The organism is Streptomyces sp. NPDC049954 (assembly GCF_040656295.1).
Taxonomy (GTDB): domain Bacteria; phylum Actinomycetota; class Actinomycetes; order Streptomycetales; family Streptomycetaceae; genus Streptomyces.
Genome location: NZ_JBFALS010000013.1, coordinates 118,247 through 142,120, shown reverse-complemented (window position 1 = coordinate 142,120; position 23,874 = coordinate 118,247). Strand labels below are relative to the sequence as shown.

Below are 23,874 nucleotides of genomic sequence, written 5' to 3'. Positions count from 1 at the left end.
GCTCCGTCTTTCAGTGTGCCTGGTCCCCACTGCCGGCGAGGTCCTGCCACAGGTGGGCGCTGGCCTCGGCGCCCTTGAGGAGGAGGTCCAGCTCGATCTTCTCGTCGGGGGCGTGCCAGCCGTCGGAGGGGACGGAGACGCCGAGGAAGAGGACGGGGGCGTCGAGGACGTCGCGCAGGTCGGCGGCGGGTCCCGAGCCTCCTTCGCGGGTGAAGCGGACGGGCTGGCCGAAGGCCTTCTCCATGGAGCGGACGACGGACTGGAGCGCCGGGTGGCTCAGGGGCGTCAGACAGGGCCTGGTGGCGCCTCCGAAGGAGATCTCGGCGCGCAGGCCCTCGGGGACGCGGGCCAGGGCCCAGTCCCGTACGGCCTGCTCGATCCGCTCGGTCTCCTGGCCCTCGACGAGCCGGAAGGAGAGCTTCACGAAGGCCGAGGACGGGATGATCGTCTTGCTGCCCTCGCCCTGGTAGCCGCCGCCGATCCCGTTGACCTCGGCGGTGGGCCGGGCCCAGATCCGCTCCAGAGTGGTGTGACCGGATTCACCCGCGGTGGCCCGGGACTTCGCGGTGCGCAGCCAGCTCTTCTCGTCGAAGGGGAGCTCCGCGAAGAGGCGTCGTTCGTACTCGGTGAGCGGGACGATCCCGTCGTAGAAGCCGGGCACGGTGACGCGGCCGTCCGCGTCGTGGAGGGCGGCGACGAGGCCGGCCAGCGCGGTGGCCGGGTTGGGCACGGCGCCGCCGAAGGAGCCGGAGTGGATGTCCTGGCCGGGTCCGTGCAGGACGATCTCGCACTCGGCGAGGCCGCGCATGCCGGTGCACACGGTGGGCGTCGTCTCGTCCCACATGCCGGTGTCGGAGATGACGACGGTGTCGGTGGCGAGCCGGTCGGCGCGTTCCTCGACGAGGGCGCGGAAGTGCGGCGAGCCGGACTCCTCCTCGCCCTCGACGAGGAGTTTGACGTGGACGGCGGGGGCGGTGCGGCCGGTGGTGGCGAGGTGGGCGCGCAGGCCGAGTGTGTGGAGGAACACCTGGCCCTTGTCGTCGGCGGCGCCGCGCGCGTACAGCTTTCCGTCGCGGATCTCGGGGACGAAGGGCTCGGAGTGCCAGCCGTCGGCGAGGTCGGCGGGCTGCACGTCGTGGTGGCCGTAGACGAGGACGGTGGGGGCTGCGGGGTCCTCGGCGGGCCAGTGCGCGAAGACGGCGGGCCGGCCGGGGGTGTCCCAGATCTCGACCACGGGGAAGCCGGTGTCGCGCAGTTTCCCGGCGAGCCAGTCGGCGCTGCGCCGTACGTCGTCGGCGTGTTCGGGCTGGGCGGACACCGAGGGGATGCGGAGCCATTCGGCGAGTTCACCGAGGAAGTCGGCGCTGTGACTGTGGACGTACGTGCGTACGGCGCCGACCTCGCTGTCGGCACCACCGGGGGGCGTGCTCATGCCCCCGAGCCTATCGGCCCGCCGTCGTGACCTCCTCCGGCGGCGCTCTCGCCGTCCTGTACGGCGAGGCTCCCGGGCCCCGGGTCCGGCTCCCGGTCCGGCTCCGGTTCCGGCTCCGGGTCCCGCAGGAGCCGTTCGAGTTCCCGGCGGCCGGGCAGCCGCCCGGGGCGCACCGCCCGGCCGGTGCGTACGAACAGGAAGGTGGCGGTGACCTTCTCGGGGTCGAGTCCGAGGCGTTCGGCCCAGGCCAGGCGGTAGACGGCGAGCTGGAGCGGGTCGGCGCCGCTCTCGTCGCGGCCGGTCTTCCAGTCGACGATCTCGTACGTGGCGTCCGCGCCCTCGCCGTCCTTGAAGACGGCGTCGATCCTGCCCCGGACGACGCGTCCGGCGAGGCTCATCTGGAAGGGGACTTCGACGCGGTACGGGGCGCGGCGCGCGTACGGGGTGCGTTCGAAGGCCTCCTTGAGGGCGGCGAGGTCGTACTCGTCGGTGATGCCGTCCTCGTCCCGCAAGTCCTGGTCGTCCCCGGGGCCGGACTCGTCGGGGAAGGGCAGGGGCGTCTCCTCGTAGCCGGCGCCGAGCCGGGTCTCCAGCCAGGTGTGGAAGCGGACGCCGCGCCGGGCGGCGGGTTTCGGGGGCTGCGGCATGGGCCGCACCAGTTCGCGCGCGAAGCCGTCGGGGTCGGCGGCCAGGCGCAGCAGCTGGGTCGCGGTGAGCGAGGCGGGCACGGGGACCTCGCGGACGGTCGCGGCGGCCCGGCGCAGTTCCCCGGCGAGCGCGTCGAGATCCCGGTCCCAGGAGGCGACGGCGCGGGCCTCCTCGGGGGTGAGGGGGTCCTCGTCCGGCGCGAAGGGGTTTTCGTCCGGTTCCGGGGGCGGGCCGGGGCGCGTCTGCCGGGGGACGGTGCCCGTCGGCCGGGTGTCGGGGACCGGGGCGGCGGGGCGCTCGGTCGGCAGTTCGTCCCAGTCGAGTACGAGGTCGGGTTCCGCCTCGTCGGCGCCGGGGCCGTACGCGTCGGGCCCCTGCGCCCCTCCCCCGGCCTCGGCGTCCAGGTCCTCGGGGGGCGGCGGCCAGTCCGGGTCGTAGGGCCGCGGGGCGGGGCCGGGCGGCGCGGCGGCGGGTTCCGGGGTGTCGAGGAGGGCGCGGACGCGGGCGGCGGCGGCGCGGCGGCGGCGCATCGCCTCGGGGTCGAGCGGGAGCGGCCAGGCGTGGGCGGCGCGGTCCTCGCCGAGCGCGGGGTTCTCCTCGTCCTCGGCGGGCGGTTCGGCCCACGCCTCGATCTCGCCGTTGCCGCGCACGCAGTGCTCGTACAGCGCGGTGAGGAAGTCGGAGGGGCCGCGCGGCTTCTTCTGGCTGGGGCCCCACCAGTGGCCGGAGCCGAGCAGGATCGAGCGGGGGCGGGTGAAGGTCACGTAGCCCAGGCGCAGTTCCTCGGTGAGCTGGTGGGCGCGCATGTCCTCCTGGAAGGCGCGCAGGGACTTGCCGTCCCAGTCGGTGACGTCGGGGAGGGTCGCGGCGTCGCCGCGCAGGGCGTGCGGGACGACCTTGGGCTGGGCCGTCCACTTCTCGCGGCCCTGTTCGCTGGGGAACTGGCGGGTGACCAGGCCGGGGACGGCCACGACGTCCCACTCCAGCCCTTTGGACTTGTGCGCGGTCAGCACCTTGACGGTGTTCTCGCCGCCGGGCAGCGCGGTGTCGAGCCCCTTCTCGTACTGGACGGCGGTGCGCAGGAAGCCGAGGAAGGCGAGCAGGGAGGCGCCGGGGTCGGCGGCGGCGAAGGAGGCGGCGACGTCGAGGAAGTGGGAGAGGGTCTCGCGGCGGCGGGCGGCGAGGGCGTGCGGGGAGGCGGAGAGTTCGACTTCGAGGCCGGTCACGGCGAGCACGCGGTGCAGGACGTCCATGAGGGGGTCGGCGAGGCTGCGGCGCAGTTCGCGCAGTTCGCGGCCGAGGTGGGCGAGGCGGACCCGGGCCTCGGGCGAGAAGCTGAGGCCGTCCTCGCTCTCGGCGGTGTCCTCGCCGCCGACGAAGGTGTCGACGGCGTCGGCGAGGGACACGACCTCGGCGGGGTCGACGCCCTCGACGGCCTCCGCGAGCCGCCGGTCGGGGTCCTCGGAGCCCTGGGACCGGTCCCGTACGAGGTGGCGGGCGCGGCGGCCGAGCAGCGCGAGGTCGCGCGCGCCGACGCGCCAGCGGGGCCCGGTGAGGAGGCGGACGAGGGAGGCGTTGGCGCCCGGGTCCTGGAGGACTTCGCAGATCGCGCGCAGGTCGGCGACCTCGGGCAGGTGCAGCAGCCCGGACAGGCCCACGACCTCCACGGGTACGTCGCGCGCGACGAGGGCGCCCTGGATCTCGGCGAAGTCGGTCGCGGTGCGGCACAGGACGGCGATCTGCTGGGGCGGGGTGCCGGTGCGGACGTAGTGGGCGACGGAGTCGGCGAGCCAGTCGATCTCCTCGGCGTGGGTGGGCAGCAGCGCGCAGCGCACGGTGCCCTCGCGTTCCTTCCCGGCCGGGGGGTGCAGGGCCTCGACTCCGGCGTGCATCGCGCGCAGCGGGGTGGCGAGGGTGTTGGCGAGGTCGAGCAGGCGGCCGCCGCTGCGCCGGTTCTCGCTGAGCGCGTAGCGGTCGGCGGGGCGGCCGTCGGCGTGCGCGAAGTGCTCGGGGAAGTCGTCGAGGTTGGCGACGGAGGCGCCGCGCCAGCCGTAGATGGCCTGGCACGGGTCGCCGACGGCGGTCACGGGGTGGCCGCTGCCCCGCCCGAACAGGGAGGAGAGCAGGACGCGCTGGGCGACGGAGGTGTCCTGGTACTCGTCCAGCAGCACGATGCGGAACTCCTCGCGCAGCGCGGCGGAGACCTCGGGGTGGTCGCGGGCGAGGCGCGCGGACAGGGCTATCTGGTCGCCGAAGTCGAGGAGGTCGCGTTCGCGTTTGGCGGCGCGGTAGCGGTGGACGAGGCCGGTGAGGGCGAGCCGCGCGGCGGCCGTCTCGGGGACCTTGCGCAGGTCGGCGTTGCTGAGCCGGACGCCTTCGAGGCGGTCGAGGAGGTCCTTGTCGTACGTGGTGAGCGCGCCCGGGTCCACGAGGTGCTCGGAGAGTTCGGAGTCGAGCGCGAGCAGGTCGCTCACGAGGTCGGGGAAGCTCCGGGTGAGGGCCGGGTAGGCGCCGGGGGCCTCGCGCAGGACCTGGGCGGCGAGCTGGAAGCGGGTCGCGTCGGCGAGCAGCCGCGCGGAGGGCTCCAGGCCCAGGCGCAGCCCGTGGTCGGTCAGCAGCCGCCCGGCGAAGGCGTGGTAGGTGGAGATCACGGGTTCGCCGGGCGGTTCGGCGGCGCTCGCCGGGTCCGGGTCGGGGTCCATGACCCCGGCCTTGACGAGGGAGGCGCGCACGCGTTCGGCGAGCTCCCCGGCGGCCTTGTTGGTGAAGGTCAGCCCGAGGACCTGTTCGGGGGCGACCGCCCCGGTGCCGACGAGCCAGACGACGCGGGCGGCCATGACCGTCGTCTTGCCCGATCCGGCCCCGGCCACGACGACCTGCGGGGCGGGCGGCGCGGTGATGCAGGCCGTCTGCTCCGGGGTGAAGGGGATGCCCAGCAGCTCGTTGAGCTGGGCGGGGTGGGTGAGACGTGCGGTCACTTTGACGAGGTTAACCGGGCGGACGGACAGTGCCGCCCGGCGTCCGGAGCCGGACGCCTCCCGGGCCGGGCCCGAACGCTACCGGACACCCCGCAGGCCGGACACCCCGCGACCCGGCCCCGGCGCTCACTCGACCACCTGACGTCCCTCCGGCAGCGCGCTGCACGAGGAGCGGAAGGAGCAGTGCGCGCAGTGGCTGCCGGGGGCGGGCAGGAAGCGCTCGTTCAGGACGCGGCCCGCCGCCTCGCCGAGCAGTTCGGGGAGCCAGTCGCCCTCGGGGGGTTCCTGGGCCTGGATCTTCGGGAGGCTCTCGCCGCCGTCCTTCTTGGCCGCCCCCTGCCGCAGGTGGACGAGTTCGGCGCCGCCCGCCTCGGGCCGTACGCCGCCGAAGACCTCGTCCAGGGCGCCCTGCCGGACGGCGAGCTGGTAGACGGCGAGCTGCGGGTGGTGGGCGACCTCGGCGGAGGCCGGGGCGTGTTTGCCGGTCTTGAAGTCCACGACGTAGGCACGGCCGAGGGGGTCGGTCTCGACGCGGTCCATGGAGCCCCGGACGCGGATCTCGTGCCCCCCGGCCTCCAGCGTCACGTCGAAGGGGTGTTCGCTCGCGACGGGGTCGCGCCCGGAGCGGTCGAGGACGTGCCAGCGCAGGAAGCGTTCGAGGGCGGCGCGGGCGTTCTCCTTCTCCTGGAGCGATTTCCAGGGCGCGTCGAAGGAGAGCCCGTCCCACACGGTGTCGAGCCGTTCCATGAGGACGTCGAGGTCGGCGGGGCCGCGACCGGAGGCGACCTCGTCGGCGAGCACGTGCACGACGTTGCCGAAGCCCTGCGCGGCGGTGGCGGGGGCGTCGGCCTTGACCTCGCGGCCCAGGAACCACTGGAGGGCGCACACGTTGACGAGCTGGTCGAGGGCGCTCCCGGACAGTGCGACGGGCGCCTGCGGATCGCGTACGGGTGTGTCATTGGCGGTGGGCTCGTTGAGGCCCCACCAGCGGTCGGGGTGCGCGGCGGGCACGAGGGGGCGCCCGTCCTCGTCGGTGAGCGCGGCGAGCCGGGCGAGCCGCCGGGCGGCGGCCTCGCGCAGCGCGGGGCCGGCGTGCGGGTCGACGGTCGTGGCGCGCAGTTCGGCGACGAGGGCGGGTACGGCGAGCGGACGGCGCGGGCGCCCCGTGACGTCCTGCGGGGGCACGCCGAGTTCGGTGAGGAAGCGGGAGGGCTGGTCGCCGTCCTCGGCGGGGGCCTTCACGGCGGTGACGACGAGCCGGTCGCGGGCCCGGGTGGCGGCGACGTAGAACAGGCGGCGTTCCTCGGCGAGCAGGGCGCCGGGGGTGAGGGGTTCGGCGAGGCCGTCGCGCCCGATGCGGTCGGCCTCCAGGAGCGAGCCACGGCGGCGCAGGTCGGGCCACACGCCTTCCTGGACCCCGGCGACGACGACGAGGCTCCACTCCAGGCCCTTGGCGCGGTGCGCGGTCATGAGGCGTACGGCGTCGGGGCGTACGGTGCGGCCACTGAGGGTGTCGGCGGCGATGTCCTGCGCCTCGGTCTCGGCGAGGAAGTTGAGGGCGCCCCTGCCGCCGGTGCGTTCCTCGGCGCGGGCGGCCGTCGCGAACAGGGCGCACACGGCGTCGAGGTCGCGGTCGGCGTTGCGCCCGGCGGCGCCGCCCCGGCGGGCTGAGCGTTCGAGGCGGCGCGGCCACTCGGTGCCGTTCCACAGCCGCCACAGGGCCTCTTCGGCGGTGCCGCCCTTGGCGAGCAGTTCGCGGGTGGCGCCGAGCAGCCGCCCGAGTTCGCGGGCGGCGCGCGCGTAGCGGTCCTCGTGGACGAGGAGGCGTTCGGGCTCGGCGAGGGCGCGGGCGACGAGCACGTCGGAGGGCGGCGGTACGGGGTTTCCGGCGGCGCGTTCCTCGGCGCGCAGCGCCCGGCCGAGGCGCCGCAGGTCGGCGGCGTCCATCCCGGCGAGCGGGGAGGTCAGCAGGTCGAGGGCGGTCTCGGTGCCGAGCCAGGCGGGGGCCTCCTCGTCCGGCCGGTCCCCGGCGGGCCGCGTCACCGGTTCGCTCGCGACCGCCCGCAACGCGGTGAGCAGGGGCTGTACGGCGGGTTCGTGGCGCAGCGGCAGGTCGTCGCCGTCTATGTCGAGCGGCACCCCGGCGGCGGTGAGGGAGCGGCGGACGGCGGGCAGCCGGGCACCGGCGCGCACCAGGACGCCCATCTCACGCCAGGGCACGCCCTCTTCGAGGTGGGCACGGCGCAGGATGTCGGCGATGTTGTCGACCTCGGCGCCCGCCGTCGGGTACGTGTACGCCTCGACGCGCCCGCCGCTGCGGGTGGGCCGCTGTTCGCGGTGGGCACGGACCTTGTCGGAGGGCAGCCGGGTGAGCGGCATGCGCTGGGTGAGCTGCCGGGTCGCGGTCAGCACGCGCTGGGCGCCGCGCCGCGCGGTGGGCAGGACGGCGACGGGGGCCGGGGCGCCGTGCGCGGTGGTGAAGGTGTCGGGGAAGTCGAGGATGCCGTTCACGTCGGCGCCCCGGAAGGTGTAGATCGACTGGTCGGGGTCGCCGAGCGCGACGAGGGTGCGCCCGTTCCCGGCGAGGGCCTTCAGGAGGCGGACCTGCGCGGGATCGGTGTCCTGGTACTCGTCGACGTACACGGCGTCGTACTGCGCGGCGATCCGGGCGGCTGCCTCGGGGCGGCGGGCGAGCAGGACGGCGCGGTGGACGAGTTCCGCGTAGTCGATGGCGCCCTGCATGTCGAGGACGTCGAGGTACTCGGCGAGGAACGCGGCGGCGGCGCCCCAGTCGGGCCGTCCGGTGCGGCGGGCGAAGGCGGCGAGCGCGTCGGGGCCGAGACCCAGTTCGCGGCTGCGGGCGAGGACGGCGCGCACCTCGTCGGCGAAACCCCGGGTGGTGAGGCAGGCGCGCAGTTCCTGCGGCCAGTGCGCGCGGGTGCGGCCGTCCTCGGCGAGGGCGATCTGCCCCTCCAGCAGTTCACGTACGGCGAGGTCCTGTTCGGGCCCGGACAGCAGGCGGACCGGTTCGGTGAACAGTTCACTGTCCTGGTGGGCGCGGACCAGGGCGTAGCTGTACGAGTGGAAGGTGGTGGCGCGGGGTGCGGCGGCCGGGCCGATGCGCAGCGCCATCCGGTCGCGCAGGGCGACGGCGGCCTTGCGGCTGAAGGTGAGGACGAGGACCCGCTCGGGGTCGGTGCCGCGCTCGATCCGGGCGGCCACGGACTCCACCAGGGTCGTGGTCTTGCCGGTGCCGGGCCCCGCGAGGACGAGAAGGGGGCCGGTGCGGTGGTCAACCACCGCACGCTGGGCGGCGTCCAGAGAAAGGGGTCCCGGACGGGACTGGGGGGTACGCACCAGTCGGTAGCCGCCCGCGGTCCCTCGCCGCGCCCCGGGGTGCGCGGCGTGCGGGACGGTGATGGAGGAGGAGCTCACGTGGTTCGCCGGTCCTGGTGGAGGTGCGGGTGGAGTCGCGGGCGGAGGAACGAGTACGGGTGGATGAACGAGTACGGGTGGAGGTACGAGTACGGGTGGAGGTACGAGTACGGGCGGGGTGCGGTCGTCGGTACGGGTGGCGCGGGCGGCTCGGGCGGCGGCGTCGGGCCGGTCGGCCCGGTCCCGTGCCCGGGGCTGCCGCCGTACCGCGCCGCTCGTACGACTCGTGCGACTCGCACGACGGCCTTCGACGCTACGCCGACGGGGCGCGTGTTCCCCAGTGAAGCGGAAGCTTCCCGGGTGTGGCCTTGCGCACGCACGGGGCGCGGGAGGAACGGGGTACACAGCGAGAGCACTGCTCTCTCGCGGGGCGGGGCCAACGGCGAGAGCAGCGCTCTCGCGAGCGGCGCGACTGAAGGGGCCGGAGGGGCTGGAGGGGAGAGCGCCGCTCTCCTTCGGGGTGGATCCGGCGACGAGAGCAGCGCTCTCTCCAACGGAGGCGGCGAGAGCGAGAGCGGTGCTCTCACCTGCGACGAGGCCCGCACCGAGAGCGGTGCTCTCTCTCGCGACGGGGCCGGTAGTGAGAGCAGTGCTCTCACTAGTGGTGACGACGGTAGCGAGAGCAGCGCTCTCACCTGCGGTACCGACGACAGCGAGAGCAGCGCTCTCGTGTGCGATGACACCAACGCCGAGAGCACCGCTCTCCCCCGCGCCGCCCGCGCCGCCCGCGCCGCCCCCGACGCCCCCCACGGCACCCACAGCACCCACAGCAAGAGCAGTGCTCTCGGCAAGAGCAGCGCTCACGCGGAGAGCGTTGCCCTTACAAGGCACACGTCAGGGGTACGCCAAGGGCGGCGGCTGCCAGGCACCCGGTCCGCCTCCGCCCACCGGGTGTGTGCCGGACACGCAGACAGGCGCGCAAACAGGCACGCAGACAGACGCACAGACAGGCGCGCACAGGGACGCGCACAGGCCCGGACTCGGTATTCCGGACGACGGGCCGGTGCCCGATGGCGGAAGCTGTCACGTGTGAGACTCCCCCTGCCCCTCGTCCCCCAGCCATCTGGCCCGGCGCATGTCGAGCCGGGGCACGTGGCCCTCCGCGGTGCGCGGGGCGGGGCGCAGCGGGGTGCCCTCGGCGCGGTACCGCTCCAGGGCGCGCAGTTCGTGGCCGGGCAGCAGGACGCCGTCCGAGCGGACCACCCGCCACCACGGCACCGTCCCGCCGTACAGGGACATGGCCCGGCCGACCTGCCGGGGCCCGACGCGGCTGCCGCCGGTGCCTTTGCCGGTGATCGCCTCCTGCTCCTGGCGCTCCTCCTCCAGGCGGCGGGCGACGTCCCCGTAGCTCATGACCCGGCCGGGCGGGATGAGTTCGGCGGCCTCCAGGACCCGTTCGACGTACTCGGGCGGTCCGGGGTGACCGGGCGGACCGGAGTGCTGCTCCCTCGACTCGCTCATCCGGACCATCCTGCCGCATGCCTCCGACAGCGGGCCGTCACCTCGGCGCAGGGTGTCCGGGTGTGCTCGGGGGCGCGGGAATCCTTCCGCACGCTCCCGAAATGCACCCTGATGCCCCTTGGCGGAACCGGGCCGTGCCACCATCGTGCGGGCGGTGACGCGTGAGGCGGGACCGACGACGGCAAGAGTTCCCTGAGACAGCGAGGCGGCAGAGCGTGCGTTCCGAAGAGCCGGACAGCTCTGCCGGCACTCCCCCGCGTCCGGACTCCGGCTCGTCGGCGTCCCCGGGCCCGGCGGCCACCGAACCCGCCGGGGGGGCCACCGACTCCGCACAGCAGCCCTCCGGGCCGACGAGACCGGCCGCCGAGCCGACCCCTTCGGAGGCCACCGAACCCACCCCCCCGAAGGCCGCCGAGCCCACCCCCTCGGAAGCCGCCGACCCCACCCCCTCGAAGGCCGCCGACCCCGCCCCGGACGCCGCCGGCCCCGCCCCGACCGCTCGCCCCTCCGTCGAGGCCGTCGAACGGGCCAAGGCGGCGGGTGAGCTGTCGGGCGCGACCGCCGTTTCCCGTGCGGGGGCGCGGGACGACGAGGACGAGGTCGTGCACGCCGACCAGGTCGAGGGCGACGAGCCCTTGCTCCCGGCGCGGGTGCACCGCCCCTACGACCTGGTGCGGTTGTTCGCCGGGGTGCTCGCCATCGCGGTACTGCTCGCGGTGGCGGCCTTCGCGCACGGTACGACCTCGGGGCTCGAACAGGACATCAGCAAGGGCACGGGGCGCGCCCCCGACCTGCTGATCAAGTTCGCGGGGCTGGCCTCCAGCATCGCGGTGCTGCTGGTCCCGGTGGCCTTCGCGATCGAGCGGCTGATCAAACGGGACGGTCTGCGGATCGCGGACGGGGTGCTGGCCGCCGTCCTCGCGCACGGGGTGACGCTCGCGACGGACCTGTGGGTCGCGAAGTCGGCCCCGCACTCGATCCAGGACGCGCTGACCCAGCCGTCCCCCGCCGACGTCCACGCGCTGACCGACCCGGTGCACGGCTATCTGGCGCCGGTCATCGCGTACATGACGGCGGTCGGGATGGCGCGCCGGCCGCGCTGGCGGGTCGTGCTGTGGGTGGTGCTGCTGCTCGACGCCTTCGCGATGCTCGTCGTGGGCTACACGACCCCCTTCTCGATCGCGCTGACCGTGCTGATCGGCTGGAGCGTGGCCTACGGGACGCTGTACGCGGTCGGCTCGCCCAATGTGCGGCCCACCGGGCGCACCCTGCTGGCGGGGCTGCGGCACGTCGGCTTCCACCCGGTGTCGGCGGCCCGCGCCGAGGACGTACCGGACGCGCCGGAGCACGCGGACCGGGGCCGTCGCTACTTCGTGACGCTGGAGGACGGTCCGCCGCTGGACGTCACGGTCGTGGACCGGGAGCAGCAGGCGCACGGCTTCTTCTACCGGGTGTGGCGGCGGCTGACGCTGCGCTCGGTCACGACGAGCCGCAGTCTCCAGTCGCTGCGGCAGGCGCTGGAGCAGGAGGCGCTGCTCGCGTACGCGGCGATCGCGGCCGGGGCGAACGCCCCGCGTCTGATCGCGACCTCGGAGCTGGGCCCGGACGCGGTCATGCTGGTGTACGAGCACACCGGGGGCCGTTCGCTGGACACGCTGGCCGACGACGAGATCACCGACGCGCTGATGCGGGACACCTGGCGCCAGGTCCAGGCGCTCCAGTCGCGCCGTATCGCGCACCGCAGGCTCGCGGGGGACGCGATCCTGGTGGACCGTTCCGGCACGGTGATCGTGACCGATCTGCGGGGCGGGGAGATCGCCGCCGGGGACCTCGTGCTGCGCATGGACGTGAGCCAGTTGCTCGCGACCTTCGGCCTGCGGGTCGGCGCGCGGCGCGCGGTGGACGCGGCGCTGGACGTGCTGGGCCCGGACGCCGTCGCCGACTCGCTGCCGCTGCTCCAGCCCATCGCGTTGACCCGGTCGACCCGGGCGACCTTGCGGAGACTGGCCAGGGAGCGTTCGCAGCGCGAGCGGGAGGCGGTGCTCGACGCGTCCCAGGAGACGAAGCGGGCGCGCGCGGAGGCCGGGGAGGCGGGCCCGGACCGCAAGGCGGCGCGGGCCGAGAAGCAGGCCGAGAAACGGGCCATCGACGAGGCGCTGGACGAGGCCCGCGAGGACGATCTGCTGACCCAGATCCGTCATCAGGTGCTGCGCATCCGGCCGCAGGCCCCGGTGGAACCGGCCCGGCTGGAGCGGATCAGGCCGCGCACCCTGATCAGTTTCATCGCGGGCGCGATCGGCGCGTACTTCCTGCTGACGCAGCTGACGCACATCGAGTTCGGCAAGCTGATCGACCAGGCGCAGTGGGGCTGGGTGATCGCGGCCGTCGCGTTCTCCGCGCTGAGCTACGTGGCCGCCGCGATGAGCCTGCTGGGTTTCGTACCGGAACGGGTGTCGCTGCGCCGTACGGTGCAGGCGCAGGTCGCGGGCTCCTTCGTGAAGGTCGTGGCGCCGCCCGCGGTGGGCGGGGTCGCGCTGAACACGCGGTTCCTCCAGCGTTCCGGGGTGCGTCCGGGGCTCGCGGTGGCGAGTGTGGGCGCCTCGCAGTTGTTCGGGCTGGCCTCGCACGTCGTCCTGCTGCTGGCCTTCGGCTATCTGACGGGGACGGAGAAGACGCCGTCGCTGTCGCCGTCGAGGACGGTCATCGCCGGGCTGCTGACGGTCGCGGTGCTGGTCCTCGTGGTGACGGCCGTCCCGTTCCTGCGCAAGTTCGTGGTCACCCGGGTCAGGTCGCTGTTCGCGGGAGTGATCCCGCGCATGCTCGACGTGCTCCAGCGCCCGCAGAAGCTGATGACGGGCATCGGCGGGATGCTGCTGCTGACGGCGTGCTTCGTGATGTGCCTGGACGCCTCCATCCGGGCCTTCGGCGACGAGTCGGCGCATCTCTCGCTGGCGAGTGTCGCGGTGGTCTTCCTCGCGGGCAACGCGCTGGGCTCGGCGGCGCCGACGCCGGGCGGGGTCGGCGCGGTCGAGGCGACGCTGACGCTGGGCCTGATCGCGGTGGGCCTGCCCAAGGAGGTCGCGGCGCCCGCCGTCCTGCTCTTCCGGCTGCTGACGCTGTGGCTGCCGGTCCTGCCGGGCTGGCTGTGCTTCAACCAGCTCACCAGAAAGGGGGCGCTCTGACAGCGGCGCCGGGCCCGGGAGGACCACTGCCCGCGAGGGCGGGCACTCACCCGACCGGACCCCGCCCCGAGCGCCCCGGATTCCCCACAACGAGGATGGGACCATGTCATTTCCCGCCCAGCCCCGCGCGGCTCTGAGGACCGGGGCCGCCGCCCTGCTCACGCTGACCCTGGCCGCCGCCCTCACCGCGTGCACCGGAGACGACGGCTCCTCGGCCGCCGGAGCGCCGAGCGGCGGCGATCCCAAGGCCCAGAAGCTGAGCTGGAAGGACTGCCCGGCCCCGAACGACGCGCAGGGCTCGGGCGACAAGCCCTCCCCGCTACCGGGCGGGACGGCGTGGCAGTGCGCCACGATGAAGGCGCCGCTGGACTGGGACAAGCCGAAGGGCCGCACGATCGACCTCGCGCTGATCCGCGCGACGGCCAAGGACAAGAGCGACCGGATCGGTTCGCTGGTCTTCAACTTCGGCGGCCCGGGCGGCTCGGGCGTCTCGACCCTGCCGGCCTTCGGCACCGACTACGAGAAGCTGCGCACCCGCTACGACCTGGTGAGCTTCGACCCGCGCGGGGTGGGCCGCAGCTCCCCCGTCGAGTGCGAGAGCGCCCAACAGCTCGACCAGTACTTCCAGCAGGACAACACGCCGGACGACGAGGCCGAGCGCAACGAGTTCGTGACGGGTACGAAGAACTTCAACGCGGCCTGCGAGAAGAACGCGCGGGCGGTCCTGCCGCACGTCTCGACGACCGACGCCGCGCGCGACATGGACCTCATGCGCGAGGTGCTGGGCGACAAGAAGCTGTACTACTTCGGCATCTCCTACGGCACGGAACTGGGCGGCGTGTACGCGCACCTGTTCCCGAAGCGGGTGGGCCGCGCGGTGTTCGACGCGGTCGTGGACCCCACGGAGGACTCCGAGCAGGGCTCCCTGGGCCAGGCGAAGGGCTTCCAGCTCGCGCTGGACAACTTCGCGCAGGACTGCGTGAAGCAGAAGGAGCAGTGCTCGATCGGCGACTCCGCGAAGGACGTGGAGAACCGCATCGCCACGTTCCTGCGACGCCTCGACAGCAAACCGCTGCCGGGCCTGGGCAAGCGCGAACTGACCCAGTCGGCGGCGACCGGCGGCATCGCGCAGGCGCTCTACTCGAAGGACTACTGGCCGTACCTGCGCGAGGGCCTGTCCCAGGCGTACGAGGGTGACGGCCGGGTCCTGATGGCGCTCGCCGACGCGATGAACGGCCGCAACGAGAACGGCACGTACAGCAATATCCAGGCCGCGAACGTCGCGATCAACTGCGCCGACGACAAGCCCCGTTACTCGATGGACGACATCCAGAAGCGGCTGCCGAAGTTCCGGAAGGCATCCCCGGTCTTCGGTGACTTCCTGGCCTGGTCGATGGTGAGCTGCACCGACTGGCCCGTCCCCGGCGCCGCCGACCACCCCGACGTCTCCGCGAAGGGCTCGGCCCCCATCCTGGTCATCGGCAACACCGGCGACCCCGCGACCCCCTACGCGGGGGCGGCCCGCATGGCCTCGGCGCTCGGCAAGGGCGTGGGCATCGAACTGACCTACAAGGGCCAGGGCCACGGCTCGTACGACAGCGGGGACCCCTGCGTCCAGGACACGGTCAACGCGTATCTGCTGGACGGGAAGGTGCCGCAGAGCGGGAAGGTGTGCCAGTGAGGCGCCCGGCCCGCCGAGGCCGGGGCCCCGCCGACCGTCAGTCCTCCTTCAGCTCCTCGGCGAGCATCACCAGGATGCCGCTGGGGCCGCGGAGGTACGTGAGCTTGTAGACGTCCCGGTAGGTCGCCACGCCGCGCAGCGGACGGCATCCGTGCTTCGCGGCCGCCTCAAGGGCTTCGTCGATGTCGTCGACCGAGAAGGCGACGCGGTGCATGCCGATGTCGTTGGGGCGCGTGGGTTGCGACTCGATCGCTTCGGGGTGGATGTACTCGAAGAGCTCCAGGCGACCGTGCCCGTCCGGCGTCTGGAGCATCGCGATGTTGGCGTGGTTGCCGTCGAGGCCGACGGCGGTGTCGGTCCACTCACCGCTGACCGTGTCCCGGCCGATGACCGTGAGGCCGAGGTCGGTGAAGAAGGAGATCGCTGCTTCGAGATCGCGGACGGCGATACCGACGTTCTCAAGTTTGATGGCCATGCGCCCGCATGCTACCGATCCGGGCCGATCGGCCCTTTCCGGAAAACACCTCGCGCCGTCCGCCGCAGGAGGCGTCACGGGCCCGGTCGGCACCGAGGCCGGCCGGGCCCGTGACGCCGGGCGGCCGGCCCGGTCACGCCTCTTTGCCGGTGGAGCGCAGGCGGAGGGCGGAGACGAGGAAGAAGACGCCGCCGAGGAAGGCGTAGCCGGCGAGGTTGGTCAGGGAGGCGCCGTCCTTGCCCGCCTGCGCGAAGAAGGACGCACCGGCGAGGGTCGAGATGGCGCCGCTGGCGATCATCGCCCACTGACCGCCCAGACGGCGCCGGAGGGCGCCGACGACGAGTTGGACGACTCCGGCGGTGACGGCCCAGACACCCCAGACACGCAGGACGGCCGGGATGCCCGAGGTGGCGGCGAGGGCCAGGCCGACGGCGGTGAGAGCGCTGAGCGCGATGTTCACGTACAGGCCGCGGACCGGGCCGCCGTTCGCCTTGGCCGACCTGACGTCGACGACGGCGCACGCCACGTCGAACAGGGGGTAGAGCACCAGCAGGACCGCACTCAGCGGTCCCAGCGTGTCGGCGGTCGCGAAGAGCAGGGCGGCCCACACGGCGGCGAACGCGAAGCGCAGAAGGTACAGCTTGCGCAGGGCTGCGGCGGGGACGACGGGGGCGCGGCTGACGAGCGTGTCCATGGCGGTGCCTTTCAAGTGACAGCGAGGAGAGCCAGCAGGAGGGAGAACGTTCGGTCTCGCCCCCTTCGCCATACAAGAGGAGCCCGCACCTCTTGTCAAGACCGAACGTTCTCCCTCCTCACTTGGTAGGGTGGCGGCATGAGTCGGACCACTGGAGGCGCCAGCACCTCGGAGGCGCGAGCGCGCTTGCTCGCCACGGCGACCCGGATCTTCTACGCGGAGGGCATCCACTCCGTCGGCGTCGACCGGATCATCGCGGAGGCGCAGGTGACCCGGGCGACGCTGTACCGGCACTTCACCGGCAAGGAGGAGCTGGTCCTCGCGTATCTCGCCCAGGCCGATCAGGCCATCAGGGGGCAGGTCGCCGCCGCAGGGACGAGCGGGCAATCGGCGGCCGACGAGGTGCGGGCCGTCGGCCGGTCCATCGCCGACGGCATCCGGTCCCCCGGGTTCCGCGGTTGCGCCTTCCTCAACGCGGTGGCCGAGTACCCCGACCCGGACCACCCGATCCACCGGGCCGTCCTGGCCCACCGGCAGTGGTTCCTGGACACCGTCACGGACCTGCTGACCGAGACCGGCGAGGCACCCGCCGACGCGGCCGCCCGGCACCTCGTCATGCTCCGGGACGGCGCCATGGCAGCCGGCTGTCTCTTCGACCCGGAACTGGTCAGCGAGACCTTCCTGCGGGGCGTCGAAGGGGTGTTGCGGGCGCGCACCGCCCCCCACGCGGGCACGGGCTGACGTACGTTGCCGCCCGGTACGAGCGGGTGGGGGTCGCGCACGGGGACGAGGCCGCCGCCGCGCGGGGGCGGTGAAGGCCGAGGGCAACCACGGGTCACGCCGGGATGAGTGCGGCGGGCGGCACGCGGGAGATGCTCCGGTGGCCGACCTGGCGGTCACAGCATGCGCGCTACGGACGGGTTCGGTGCCACCCGGCGGCGGCCACTCGTCCGCGTCACTTCCTGGCCTGGCCTCCTACGGGCCGAGTCTCCCCTTGTCGAAGTCCTCGACTAGGGAGGACGCGAAAATGGTTCCCGCCAGCCAGCCGTCCTTGTCGGGCCCACCGGCCGGGATGACCAGACGTTTTCGCGTGTGAGATGCGGCCGTGCCCACGGAATTGATGACGGCGTCCACCCAGACACCTTCACCGTCCTCTTGGAAACTGATCTCCCGCAAGGCAAGAGAACCCTCGTCGGGATCGCCCGCCAGCTGCGCCTCCACCTCGGACCTGAAATCCGCGAGGAAATCGGAGTAGGTGGCCAGCATGCTCACACCGCCCTCAGCATCCACAGTCGTCATGGTACGCAGTAATGACGCCGACCGGACGGTGGTCCTTCGAGCGGCTGTCGACGCGCTCCGTGAAGACCACTTTCATTCCTCCCGCATTGATGTTTCTGAAGGTGTGGCTCTCCAGTTTGCAGGTGGTTTTACTCCCCTTGGCGCCGCACTTCCCGCGATCGAGGGTCGAGTCGATGTCCAGCTTCATATTCGACCAGCTGGAAATCTGCCCCGTCGTGACCGGACTCGATATGCCGTTTGCCGAACCCGTCGACACCGCCGGCGTCCTTCTGGCCGACGCGCAGAGGCACGTCCTCACCGTCCTGCCCGATGAAGGTCGTGTAGACATGCCAGTCGATCGGGTTCGGGTTGGGCTGCCGCCTGCGCGGGCAGCGCTGACGCCCCCACAGCGGCGGCGGCTCCGAGCAGCGCCACCATCACCTGCGTACAAGTGAAGTGCCGCGCGTTCAGTCCCCCTGCCACCTTTGCCCACTTGATCGTCGGCGACACACATACTCCTACAACTCCCCCGCGAGATGTCAACGCCGTTTATCCGGGCCGAGCGGTGAACACGAGACGGTTTCGATTTCCCCACACCGGACGCGCACCCCTCTTACCGAGAGGCGATATCCGCTCACCCCGTACGCGAACCGGAAAACCGGCCCTGAATCGAACTGCACGAAAGCGGAGAAACGGAGAATGGGAGAATCGGTCCGCACGGTGCGCCTGATCGAAAGGTCCCATGAAAACGCGGTGCCCCACCGTGACACATACGGTGGGGCACGCGGTGGGGTACTGAACAGCGCTTCACGCCGGCACAGGCGGTCAGACGGCGCCGAACTCCTCGCCCTTGACGCCCGCGAGGAAGGCGGAGAAGGCGTGGGAGGGAAGGTTCAGAACCGGGCCGTCCGGGTCCTTGGAGTCACGGACGGGGACGAGGCCGCGCAGGGCGGCGAGGTTGAGGGCGGCTTCGACGCACTGGCCGCCGTTGCCGCTGTAGGAGGACGTGAACCAGGAGGCCGAATGATTCATCACTAAGTGCCCTCTCGTCATTGCCCCGCATCGCCATGGGAACCGCCTACAGCAGGGGCTCGTGTCGCGACTGATGGTAGGCGGCTAACAGGCCTCCCGGCCTTTACTCCCGCTACGAAGGACAGGAACGTAGCGGCGCGAAGGTGCAGGACCGGGCTGCTCGAAAGCTTGGAGTCACGGACAGGGACAAGGCCGCGACAAACCGCAAGGTTAAGGGCGACCTCGACACAGGCGCCACCGTTGTCGCTGTAGGAGGACGTGAACCATTGCGGTTTCTCAGTCGTCACAAGGTGCCCTTTCGTACCCGCTCGATCATGGCTACGGATGCCGCCTGCGAGAGCGCTACAGCCTGCAGCTGATGGTAGGTGTTCAACAGAGGTACGACGGAGGTGGCTTCTCGTTCGAGTTGCCCACGTTGCGCGGACTCCGCGTAGGAGAGCAGGCTGCGGTTCTCCATCGTCAGGATGTACAGCGGCAACCTGAGCGGGCGTTGGTCCCCCAGCTCGAACGGAGTGACTTGCAGCACAGTGTTCGGCAGTGCAGCAAATTCAATCAGCCGCGTCAACTGGTCTCTCATGAGTTCCGGTCCGCCAACTGGCCAGCGAAGGCAGCTTTCGTCAAGGACGACGAACACCATGGGGGGAGGCATCCGCTCAAGTGCGTCCTGCCGCCTCTGTACCAGCCCGACCCACTCCTCCCCCTGCTCGCGCGTAACCGCCCCGCGCTCCACCGTACGAGCGGTGAGTGCCGCAGCGTACTCCGGCGTCTGGAGTAGACCCGGGATGATGCCGAACTCGTACAGCCTGATCTCTGCCGCACGCGCCTCCTGCGCGACATACTCCGGAAACCCCTCCAGCAATGCCGTCTGCCGCACCGCACGACTCTGGCGCTGGAGCCTGTCCCCCGTCCCCAAGGCCCTGTCGGCAGCCGCCGCGAAGCGGGGAGTTGGAGGTCGGCGACCAGTTTCGACGGCCGAGATATGGGTCCCTGAACACCCGATGCGCGCCGCCAGTTCGTCCTGGGTCCAGCCGCGCTCCTCCCGCAACGTCCGCAGGAGCAGGCCGAACGCGGAAGCGGGCGACTTGTCGGGATCCAGCTCTTTGAGGTTCACCATCCGGGGAGACCAACCCTCCGCACAAATACCGCAAGTTGAAGATACTTCGACCCTAGGCCACGCTGAGCCGCCCCGGTAGTGAAACGACTACGGAGAGGCACCATCCATGGCTGGCAAGAATGTTCGCCCGAACACCCGGGAGCCGTCGCGCCCCACGGCTCCCGACAAATCGTCCGAGTGCCGCACCTGCCAGGAACTCCATCTGGCCGAGGCCGTCGCCAACGCCCGGCGCGACTACAGCAGGGCGACGGACTGCCGCGTACTTCTCCGGCGTCACCAGGCGGCGGACGACTGCTCGGAGCGGGGGTCGGAGTGAGCGAACGGGAACTTCAACCGCCACGGGAGAGGCCGGAGTTCAACCCGATGCGCTTCCCGCCGTGCGAGTGCCCACGGTGCCGCGAGGACGAGCCCCGGGCGGACGGGGCGGACAGGGAGGACGGGGACGGCAACGAATCCGTCCTGCTGCGACAGCTCCGCGCACGGGTCGCCGAGGAGAACGCCCTGCGCCGCTCGATGCGGCGGCGCCCGGAATGACAGGGCGCACGGTCCCGCCCTCCCCCTACCCGCCCAGCACGACCATCGCCGCCGTCACCGTCGCGAGCAGGCCGGCGTACGCCCGCGTGTGCACGCGGTCCGGGATGCGCGGCGGGTGGCGTCGGAGGAGCGCGATCACCGGTAGGGCGCCTGCCAGCAGGAAGGCGGCGGCCCGGAGGTCGACCAGGCCCGCCAGGGGTGGTGTCTGCGGGTGGGCGGTGGTGGGGCCCGTCGCGCCGCTCAGGTAAATGGCGGCCGCAGGAAGGGAGATGGCCAGGGTGAGAGGGTTGGCCAGGGCGGTGGCCACGCGCATCAGGTGGCCGGCGCGGCGCATCGCGGGGACCGTCATGACGCTGCCGCCCACGCCGAGGAAGGCGGCGAGCGCGCCGATGGGGGCGCCGGAGACGGTCGGCAGGGGGCGCGGGGCGGTGGTGGTGGCCGGGTCGTCCGGCGGGCGCAGGAAGCCGGGGCGCAGGAGTACGTCTGTGAGGGTGAGGGCGGTGTAGGCGACGAACGCCCAGTGGGCGGGGCCCGGTGGGGTGAGCCCCGCGGCGAGCGCCCCGGCCGAGGCACCGGCCGCCAGCAGGAGGACCAGCGGGGCGCTGCCGCGCAGGGCGGCGAGGGTGCGGCGCGGGGTGACGGCCGTCGCGAAGCCCGCGTTCACCACCATGACCAGGGCCGAGGTGGCCGTCGCCACCCGCATCGCGTCCGCACCGAGGGCGGAGTCGGCCCACACCACGACCGGCACGGTGACGAAACCGCCGCCGAACCCGAAAAGTACCGTCGTCAGCCCGGTCAGCAGCCCGATACCGAGCAGGGTCACCATGTCCATGCCCCCAGCTCACCAGCCGCCGGGCGTGTCGGGCATGCGATGGTCGGCAGGATTCCTTCGCGTCTCGGCCACCACCGCCGTACGGTGGCCAGGTGAGGAACGTTTCTCTGGACGAGGTGGACCGGAGCGGGCGGGCCGTGCTGCCGATCGGTACCGACTACGCGCCGGGGCAGTTGCTCGACTGGCACGAGCACCGGCGGGCCCAGTTCCTCTACGGCGCCACCGGCGTGATGGTCGTGGACACCGCTGAGGGCAACTGGACCGTACCGCCCGAGCGGGCCGTCCTGATCCCGGCCGCGACCCGGCACCGGGTGCGCATGCTGGGCGTGCGTACCCGCAGTCTGTACATCGAGCCGGACGCCGTCCCCTGGTGGCCCGCCACCTGCACGGTCGTCGAGGTCGCGCCGCTGCTGCGCGAACTGCTGGCCGTCGCAGTCGACTTCGAGGCGGACTACAGCCTGTCGGGGCGGGAGGGCGTCATCGCCACTCTCCTGCTGCACGAGCTGTACGGAATCGCGGTCGGCGCCCCGCTCCCGTTCCACGTGCGGATTCCGGGCTCCGCGGACCTCGCCGCGCTGTGCCGCGACTACCTGGCCCACCCCGACGCGGGGGTCGGCAACGCCGAGTGGGCCGCGCGCGTGGCCATGAGCGAACGGGCCTTCACCCGTCGTTTCCGTGCGGAGGCCGGGGAGAGTCCCGCCGTGTGGCGCGGGCGGGCCCGGCTGCTCGCCGCCGTTCCGCTGCTGCGTACCGCCTCGGTCACCGAGGTCTCCGGCCGGCTGGGCTACGCCTCCCCCGCGGCCTTCACCGCCGCCTTCACCCGGGCCTTCGGCACACCGCCGTCCCGGTTCGACGCCGCGAGCCCGGCCGTCCCGACCGGGGCACGCGAAAGCGCCGGACGCACCGGGAGGAACTCTCCCGGCGCGTCCGGCGCTTGAGGAAACGCCTTCAACGGTACCGGCCTAGTACACCGGCTTCGACGGCTCGATCTGGTTGACCCAGCCGATGACGCCGCCGCCCACGTGCACCGCGTCGGAGAAGCCGGCCGACTTCAGGACGGCGAGCACCTCGGCGCTGCGTACGCCCGTCTTGCAGTGCAGGACGATCTTCTTGTCCTGCGGGAGGTCCTGGAGGGCGGTGCCCATCAGGAACTCGTTCTTCGGGATCAGGCGGGCGCCCGGGATGGAGACGATCTCGTACTCGTTCGGCTCGCGGACGTCGATGATGTCGATGTTCTCGCCGTCGTCGATCCACTCCTTGAGCTGCTTCGGAGTGATCGTCGAGCCGGCCGCCGCCTCCTGGGCCTCCTCGGAGACGACGCCGCAGAACGCCTCGTAGTCGATCAGCTCGGTGACCGTCGGGTTCGTGCCGCACACCGCGCAGTCGGGGTCCTTGCGGACCTTGACCTGGCGGTACTGCATCTCCAGCGCGTCGTAGATCATGAGGCGGCCGACCAGCGGGTCGCCGATCCCGGCGAGCAGCTTGATCGCCTCGGTGACCTGGATGGAGCCCACGGACGCGCACAGCACGCCGAGGACACCGCCCTCGGCGCAGGAGGGGACCATGCCGGGGGGCGGGGGCTCCGGGTAGAGGCAGCGGTAGCAGGGGCCGTGCTCGGACCAGAACACGGACGCCTGGCCGTCGAAGCGGTAGATGGAGCCCCAGATGTACGGCTTGTCGAGCAGCACGCACGCGTCGTTGACGAGGTAGCGCGTCGCGAAGTTGTCCGTGCCGTCCACGATCAGGTCGTACTGGCTGAAGATGTCCATCACGTTCTCGGCTTCGAGCCGCTCTTCGTGGAGGATCACGTTCACGTACGGGTTGATGCCGAGGACCGAGTCCTTGGCGGACTCGGCCTTGGAGCGGCCGATGTCGGCCTGGCTGTGGATGATCTGGCGCTGGAGGTTGGACTCGTCGACCTCGTCGAACTCGACGATGCCGAGCGTGCCGACGCCCGCGGCGGCCAGGTACATGAGGGCCGGCGAGCCCAGACCGCCGGCGCCGACACACAGCACCTTGGCGTTCTTCAGCCGTTTCTGTCCGTCCATCCCGACGTCCGGGATGATCAGGTGGCGCGAGTACCTGCGGACCTCGTCGACGGTGAGCTCAGCTGCTGGCTCGACCAGGGGTGGCAGCGACACGGCAACTCCGTTGGTCGGTTCTTCGGAAGACTGGTTCTGTCCGTAACACTGCCACGCCGCTTTTCATTCCGAGACACCGCGTCCGATCCGCGAGACGATTTCGTCCCAGTAGCCGGGCAGCGTCTCAAATGCCCTGTATTGCGCGGTTGTCGGGTCCTCGCCGCGCTCCCCGTCAACGGCTCGCGCGGTCCGGTCGGTGAGCAGGACGGTGCCGGCGCCCTGCCAGCGGGCCAGCCGCAGCGCCTCGTCCAGGTGGGTGCGGGGGACGCCGTGCACGAGGTGGCAGAACCGTTCGGGCGGGAGCGCCGCGGTCCACTCGGGCGGCCGCGCCCAGCGGTAGCGGGACCAGGAGCCGAGGAAGGTGACGAGTTGCTCGGCGAGCGGCGCGTAGCCCGGGTCCGGGTGCGTGCCGTGTCCGAGGACGAGGTGGGCGGGCCCTTCGAGCAGTCCGCGCAGCGCGGCGGTGAGCCGTCTCACGTGCGGCAGGGCGGCCGGGCCGCAGGGGCAGCGGTGCAGCAGGTAGCCGTCGACGCGGTACCAGTCGCGGTAGCGGCGGGCCTCGTCGAGCACGGCGCGCGCCCCGCGGGCACCGTGGCCGAGGTCGAGCCGCCCGAGTACGAGGCCCGCCGGGTGCGGCTGTCCGGGGGCGGCGCGGCGTCCGGCGTTCTTGAGCCGGCCCGCGGCCTCCAGGCACCGCGGGTCGGGCCGGGTGCCGGGCCCGTTGTCCACCGAGAGGACCGTCCAGTGGACGGGGACGTCCGCGCGCAGCGGCTGCGCCCACTCGCCGGGTGCGAGCAGCGGGTGCGCGAGGCCCGGCAGGGCGAGTCCGGTGCGGTCCGGGGCGGGCAGGGGGCCCTGTGCCGCCCGCCCGTCGGCCCGCCCCTCGGGCAGCCCGAGGGGGGCCGGTCCGTGGGCGGCCACGGCGGCGGTGGTCCCGCCGCGCGTGGCCGGACCACC

The 23,874-nt window shown here is 72.7% G+C and carries 19 protein-coding genes and 1 pseudogene; 6 read left to right on the top strand and 14 right to left on the bottom strand.

All coding sequences use genetic code 11. The annotated features are described in order from the left end of the window. Nucleotides 1-10 precede the first annotated feature (10 nt). From AB0J21_RS26725 to AB0J21_RS26710, 4 genes are all read right to left on the bottom strand, one after another. Entirely contained in the window at nt 11-1,432 is a 1,422-nt protein-coding gene (locus AB0J21_RS26725; protein ID WP_363148661.1) for a dipeptidase, read from the bottom strand. Continuing rightward, nucleotides 1,429-5,058: a UvrD-helicase domain-containing protein gene (locus AB0J21_RS26720; protein ID WP_363148660.1), complete on the bottom strand. Its 3,630-nt coding sequence runs from the start codon at nt 5,056-5,058 to the stop codon at nt 1,429-1,431. Before AB0J21_RS26720 ends, AB0J21_RS26725 begins: the two co-directional genes overlap by 4 nt. A 126-nt stretch (nt 5,059-5,184) precedes the next feature. After that, complete coding sequence (locus tag AB0J21_RS26715; protein ID WP_363148659.1) at nt 5,185-8,493, bottom strand: ATP-dependent DNA helicase; 3,309 nt, start codon at nt 8,491-8,493, stop codon at nt 5,185-5,187. Nucleotides 8,494-9,516: 1,023 nt separating this feature from the next. Continuing rightward, on the bottom strand, nt 9,517-9,954 hold the full coding sequence (locus tag AB0J21_RS26710; RefSeq protein WP_363148658.1) for an MGMT family protein: 438 nt from the start codon (nt 9,952-9,954) through the stop codon (nt 9,517-9,519). A 215-nt stretch (nt 9,955-10,169) separates the two neighbouring features. On the opposite strand from AB0J21_RS26710, the gene AB0J21_RS26705 reads away from it, so the two are divergent. Both AB0J21_RS26705 and AB0J21_RS26700 read left to right on the top strand, forming a co-directional pair. Then, nucleotides 10,170-13,136: a lysylphosphatidylglycerol synthase domain-containing protein gene (locus tag AB0J21_RS26705; protein WP_363148657.1), complete on the top strand. Its 2,967-nt coding sequence runs from the start codon at nt 10,170-10,172 to the stop codon at nt 13,134-13,136. A gap of 103 nt (nt 13,137-13,239) precedes the next feature. After that, nucleotides 13,240-14,817, top strand: coding sequence for an alpha/beta hydrolase (locus tag AB0J21_RS26700; protein ID WP_363148656.1), 1,578 nt, complete (start codon nt 13,240-13,242; stop codon nt 14,815-14,817). Nucleotides 14,818-14,854: 37 nt separating this feature from the next. Here AB0J21_RS26700 and AB0J21_RS26695 read toward each other — a convergent pair whose 3' ends face one another. Both AB0J21_RS26695 and AB0J21_RS26690 read right to left on the bottom strand, forming a co-directional pair. Then, on the bottom strand, nt 14,855-15,292 hold the full coding sequence (locus tag AB0J21_RS26695) for a VOC family protein (RefSeq protein WP_363148655.1): 438 nt from the start codon (nt 15,290-15,292) through the stop codon (nt 14,855-14,857). A gap of 133 nt (nt 15,293-15,425) precedes the next feature. Then, nucleotides 15,426-15,986 carry a hypothetical protein gene (locus AB0J21_RS26690; protein WP_363148654.1) on the bottom strand — a complete coding sequence of 187 codons (561 nt, stop codon included), beginning with the start codon at nt 15,984-15,986 and terminating at the stop codon, nt 15,426-15,428. A gap of 138 nt (nt 15,987-16,124) precedes the next feature. Between AB0J21_RS26690 and AB0J21_RS26685 the strand changes: the two genes are divergently transcribed. Further along, nucleotides 16,125-16,727, top strand: coding sequence for a TetR/AcrR family transcriptional regulator (locus AB0J21_RS26685; protein ID WP_363148653.1), 603 nt, complete (start codon nt 16,125-16,127; stop codon nt 16,725-16,727). A gap of 234 nt (nt 16,728-16,961) precedes the next feature. On the opposite strand, the gene AB0J21_RS26680 is transcribed toward AB0J21_RS26685, so the two are convergent. From AB0J21_RS26680 to AB0J21_RS26660, 5 genes and pseudogenes are all read right to left on the bottom strand, one after another. Next, nucleotides 16,962-17,285, bottom strand: a complete 324-nt coding sequence (locus tag AB0J21_RS26680) for a hypothetical protein (RefSeq protein ID WP_363148652.1) — start codon at nt 17,283-17,285, stop codon at nt 16,962-16,964. Beyond that, nucleotides 17,266-17,541: a hypothetical protein gene (locus AB0J21_RS26675; RefSeq protein ID WP_363148651.1), complete on the bottom strand. Its 276-nt coding sequence runs from the start codon at nt 17,539-17,541 to the stop codon at nt 17,266-17,268. The genes AB0J21_RS26680 and AB0J21_RS26675 overlap by 20 nt, the downstream gene beginning before the upstream one ends. Nucleotides 17,542-18,089: 548 nt before the next feature. Then, nucleotides 18,090-18,296: a DUF397 domain-containing protein gene (locus AB0J21_RS26670; RefSeq protein ID WP_363148650.1), complete on the bottom strand. Its 207-nt coding sequence runs from the start codon at nt 18,294-18,296 to the stop codon at nt 18,090-18,092. 95 nt (nt 18,297-18,391) lie between these two features. Beyond that, nucleotides 18,392-18,583, bottom strand: a pseudogene (locus AB0J21_RS26665) (DUF397 domain-containing protein); the annotation flags it as partial. Next, nucleotides 18,580-19,410 carry a helix-turn-helix transcriptional regulator gene (locus AB0J21_RS26660; RefSeq protein WP_363148649.1) on the bottom strand — a complete coding sequence of 277 codons (831 nt, stop codon included), beginning with the start codon at nt 19,408-19,410 and terminating at the stop codon, nt 18,580-18,582. The gene AB0J21_RS26660 and the pseudogene AB0J21_RS26665, both read right to left, overlap by 4 nt. Before the next feature lie 106 nt (nt 19,411-19,516). Here AB0J21_RS26660 and AB0J21_RS26655 point away from each other — a divergent pair, with 106 nt between their 5' ends. Beyond that, entirely contained in the window at nt 19,517-19,726 is a 210-nt protein-coding gene (locus tag AB0J21_RS26655; RefSeq protein ID WP_363148648.1) for a hypothetical protein, read from the top strand. A gap of 47 nt (nt 19,727-19,773) precedes the next feature. Further along, nucleotides 19,774-19,944, top strand: a complete 171-nt coding sequence (locus AB0J21_RS26650; RefSeq protein WP_363148647.1) for a hypothetical protein — start codon at nt 19,774-19,776, stop codon at nt 19,942-19,944. A 25-nt stretch (nt 19,945-19,969) separates the two neighbouring features. On the opposite strand, the gene AB0J21_RS26645 is transcribed toward AB0J21_RS26650, so the two are convergent. Further along, nucleotides 19,970-20,776: a sulfite exporter TauE/SafE family protein gene (locus AB0J21_RS26645; protein WP_363148646.1), complete on the bottom strand. Its 807-nt coding sequence runs from the start codon at nt 20,774-20,776 to the stop codon at nt 19,970-19,972. Nucleotides 20,777-20,868: 92 nt separating this feature from the next. Between AB0J21_RS26645 and AB0J21_RS26640 the strand changes: the two genes are divergently transcribed. Beyond that, nucleotides 20,869-21,714, top strand: coding sequence for a helix-turn-helix transcriptional regulator (locus AB0J21_RS26640; protein WP_363148645.1), 846 nt, complete (start codon nt 20,869-20,871; stop codon nt 21,712-21,714). A 24-nt stretch (nt 21,715-21,738) separates the two neighbouring features. Here the strand turns inward: AB0J21_RS26640 and moeZ are convergent, their stop codons facing one another. Together moeZ and AB0J21_RS26630 are read right to left on the bottom strand one after the other, a co-directional pair. Continuing rightward, entirely contained in the window at nt 21,739-22,917 is a 1,179-nt protein-coding gene (gene moeZ / locus AB0J21_RS26635) for an adenylyltransferase/sulfurtransferase MoeZ (protein ID WP_363148644.1), read from the bottom strand. A 63-nt stretch (nt 22,918-22,980) separates the two neighbouring features. Further along, nucleotides 22,981-23,808: a spherulation-specific family 4 protein gene (locus AB0J21_RS26630; protein ID WP_363148707.1), complete on the bottom strand. Its 828-nt coding sequence runs from the start codon at nt 23,806-23,808 to the stop codon at nt 22,981-22,983. Nucleotides 23,809-23,874: the final 66 nt, after the last annotated feature.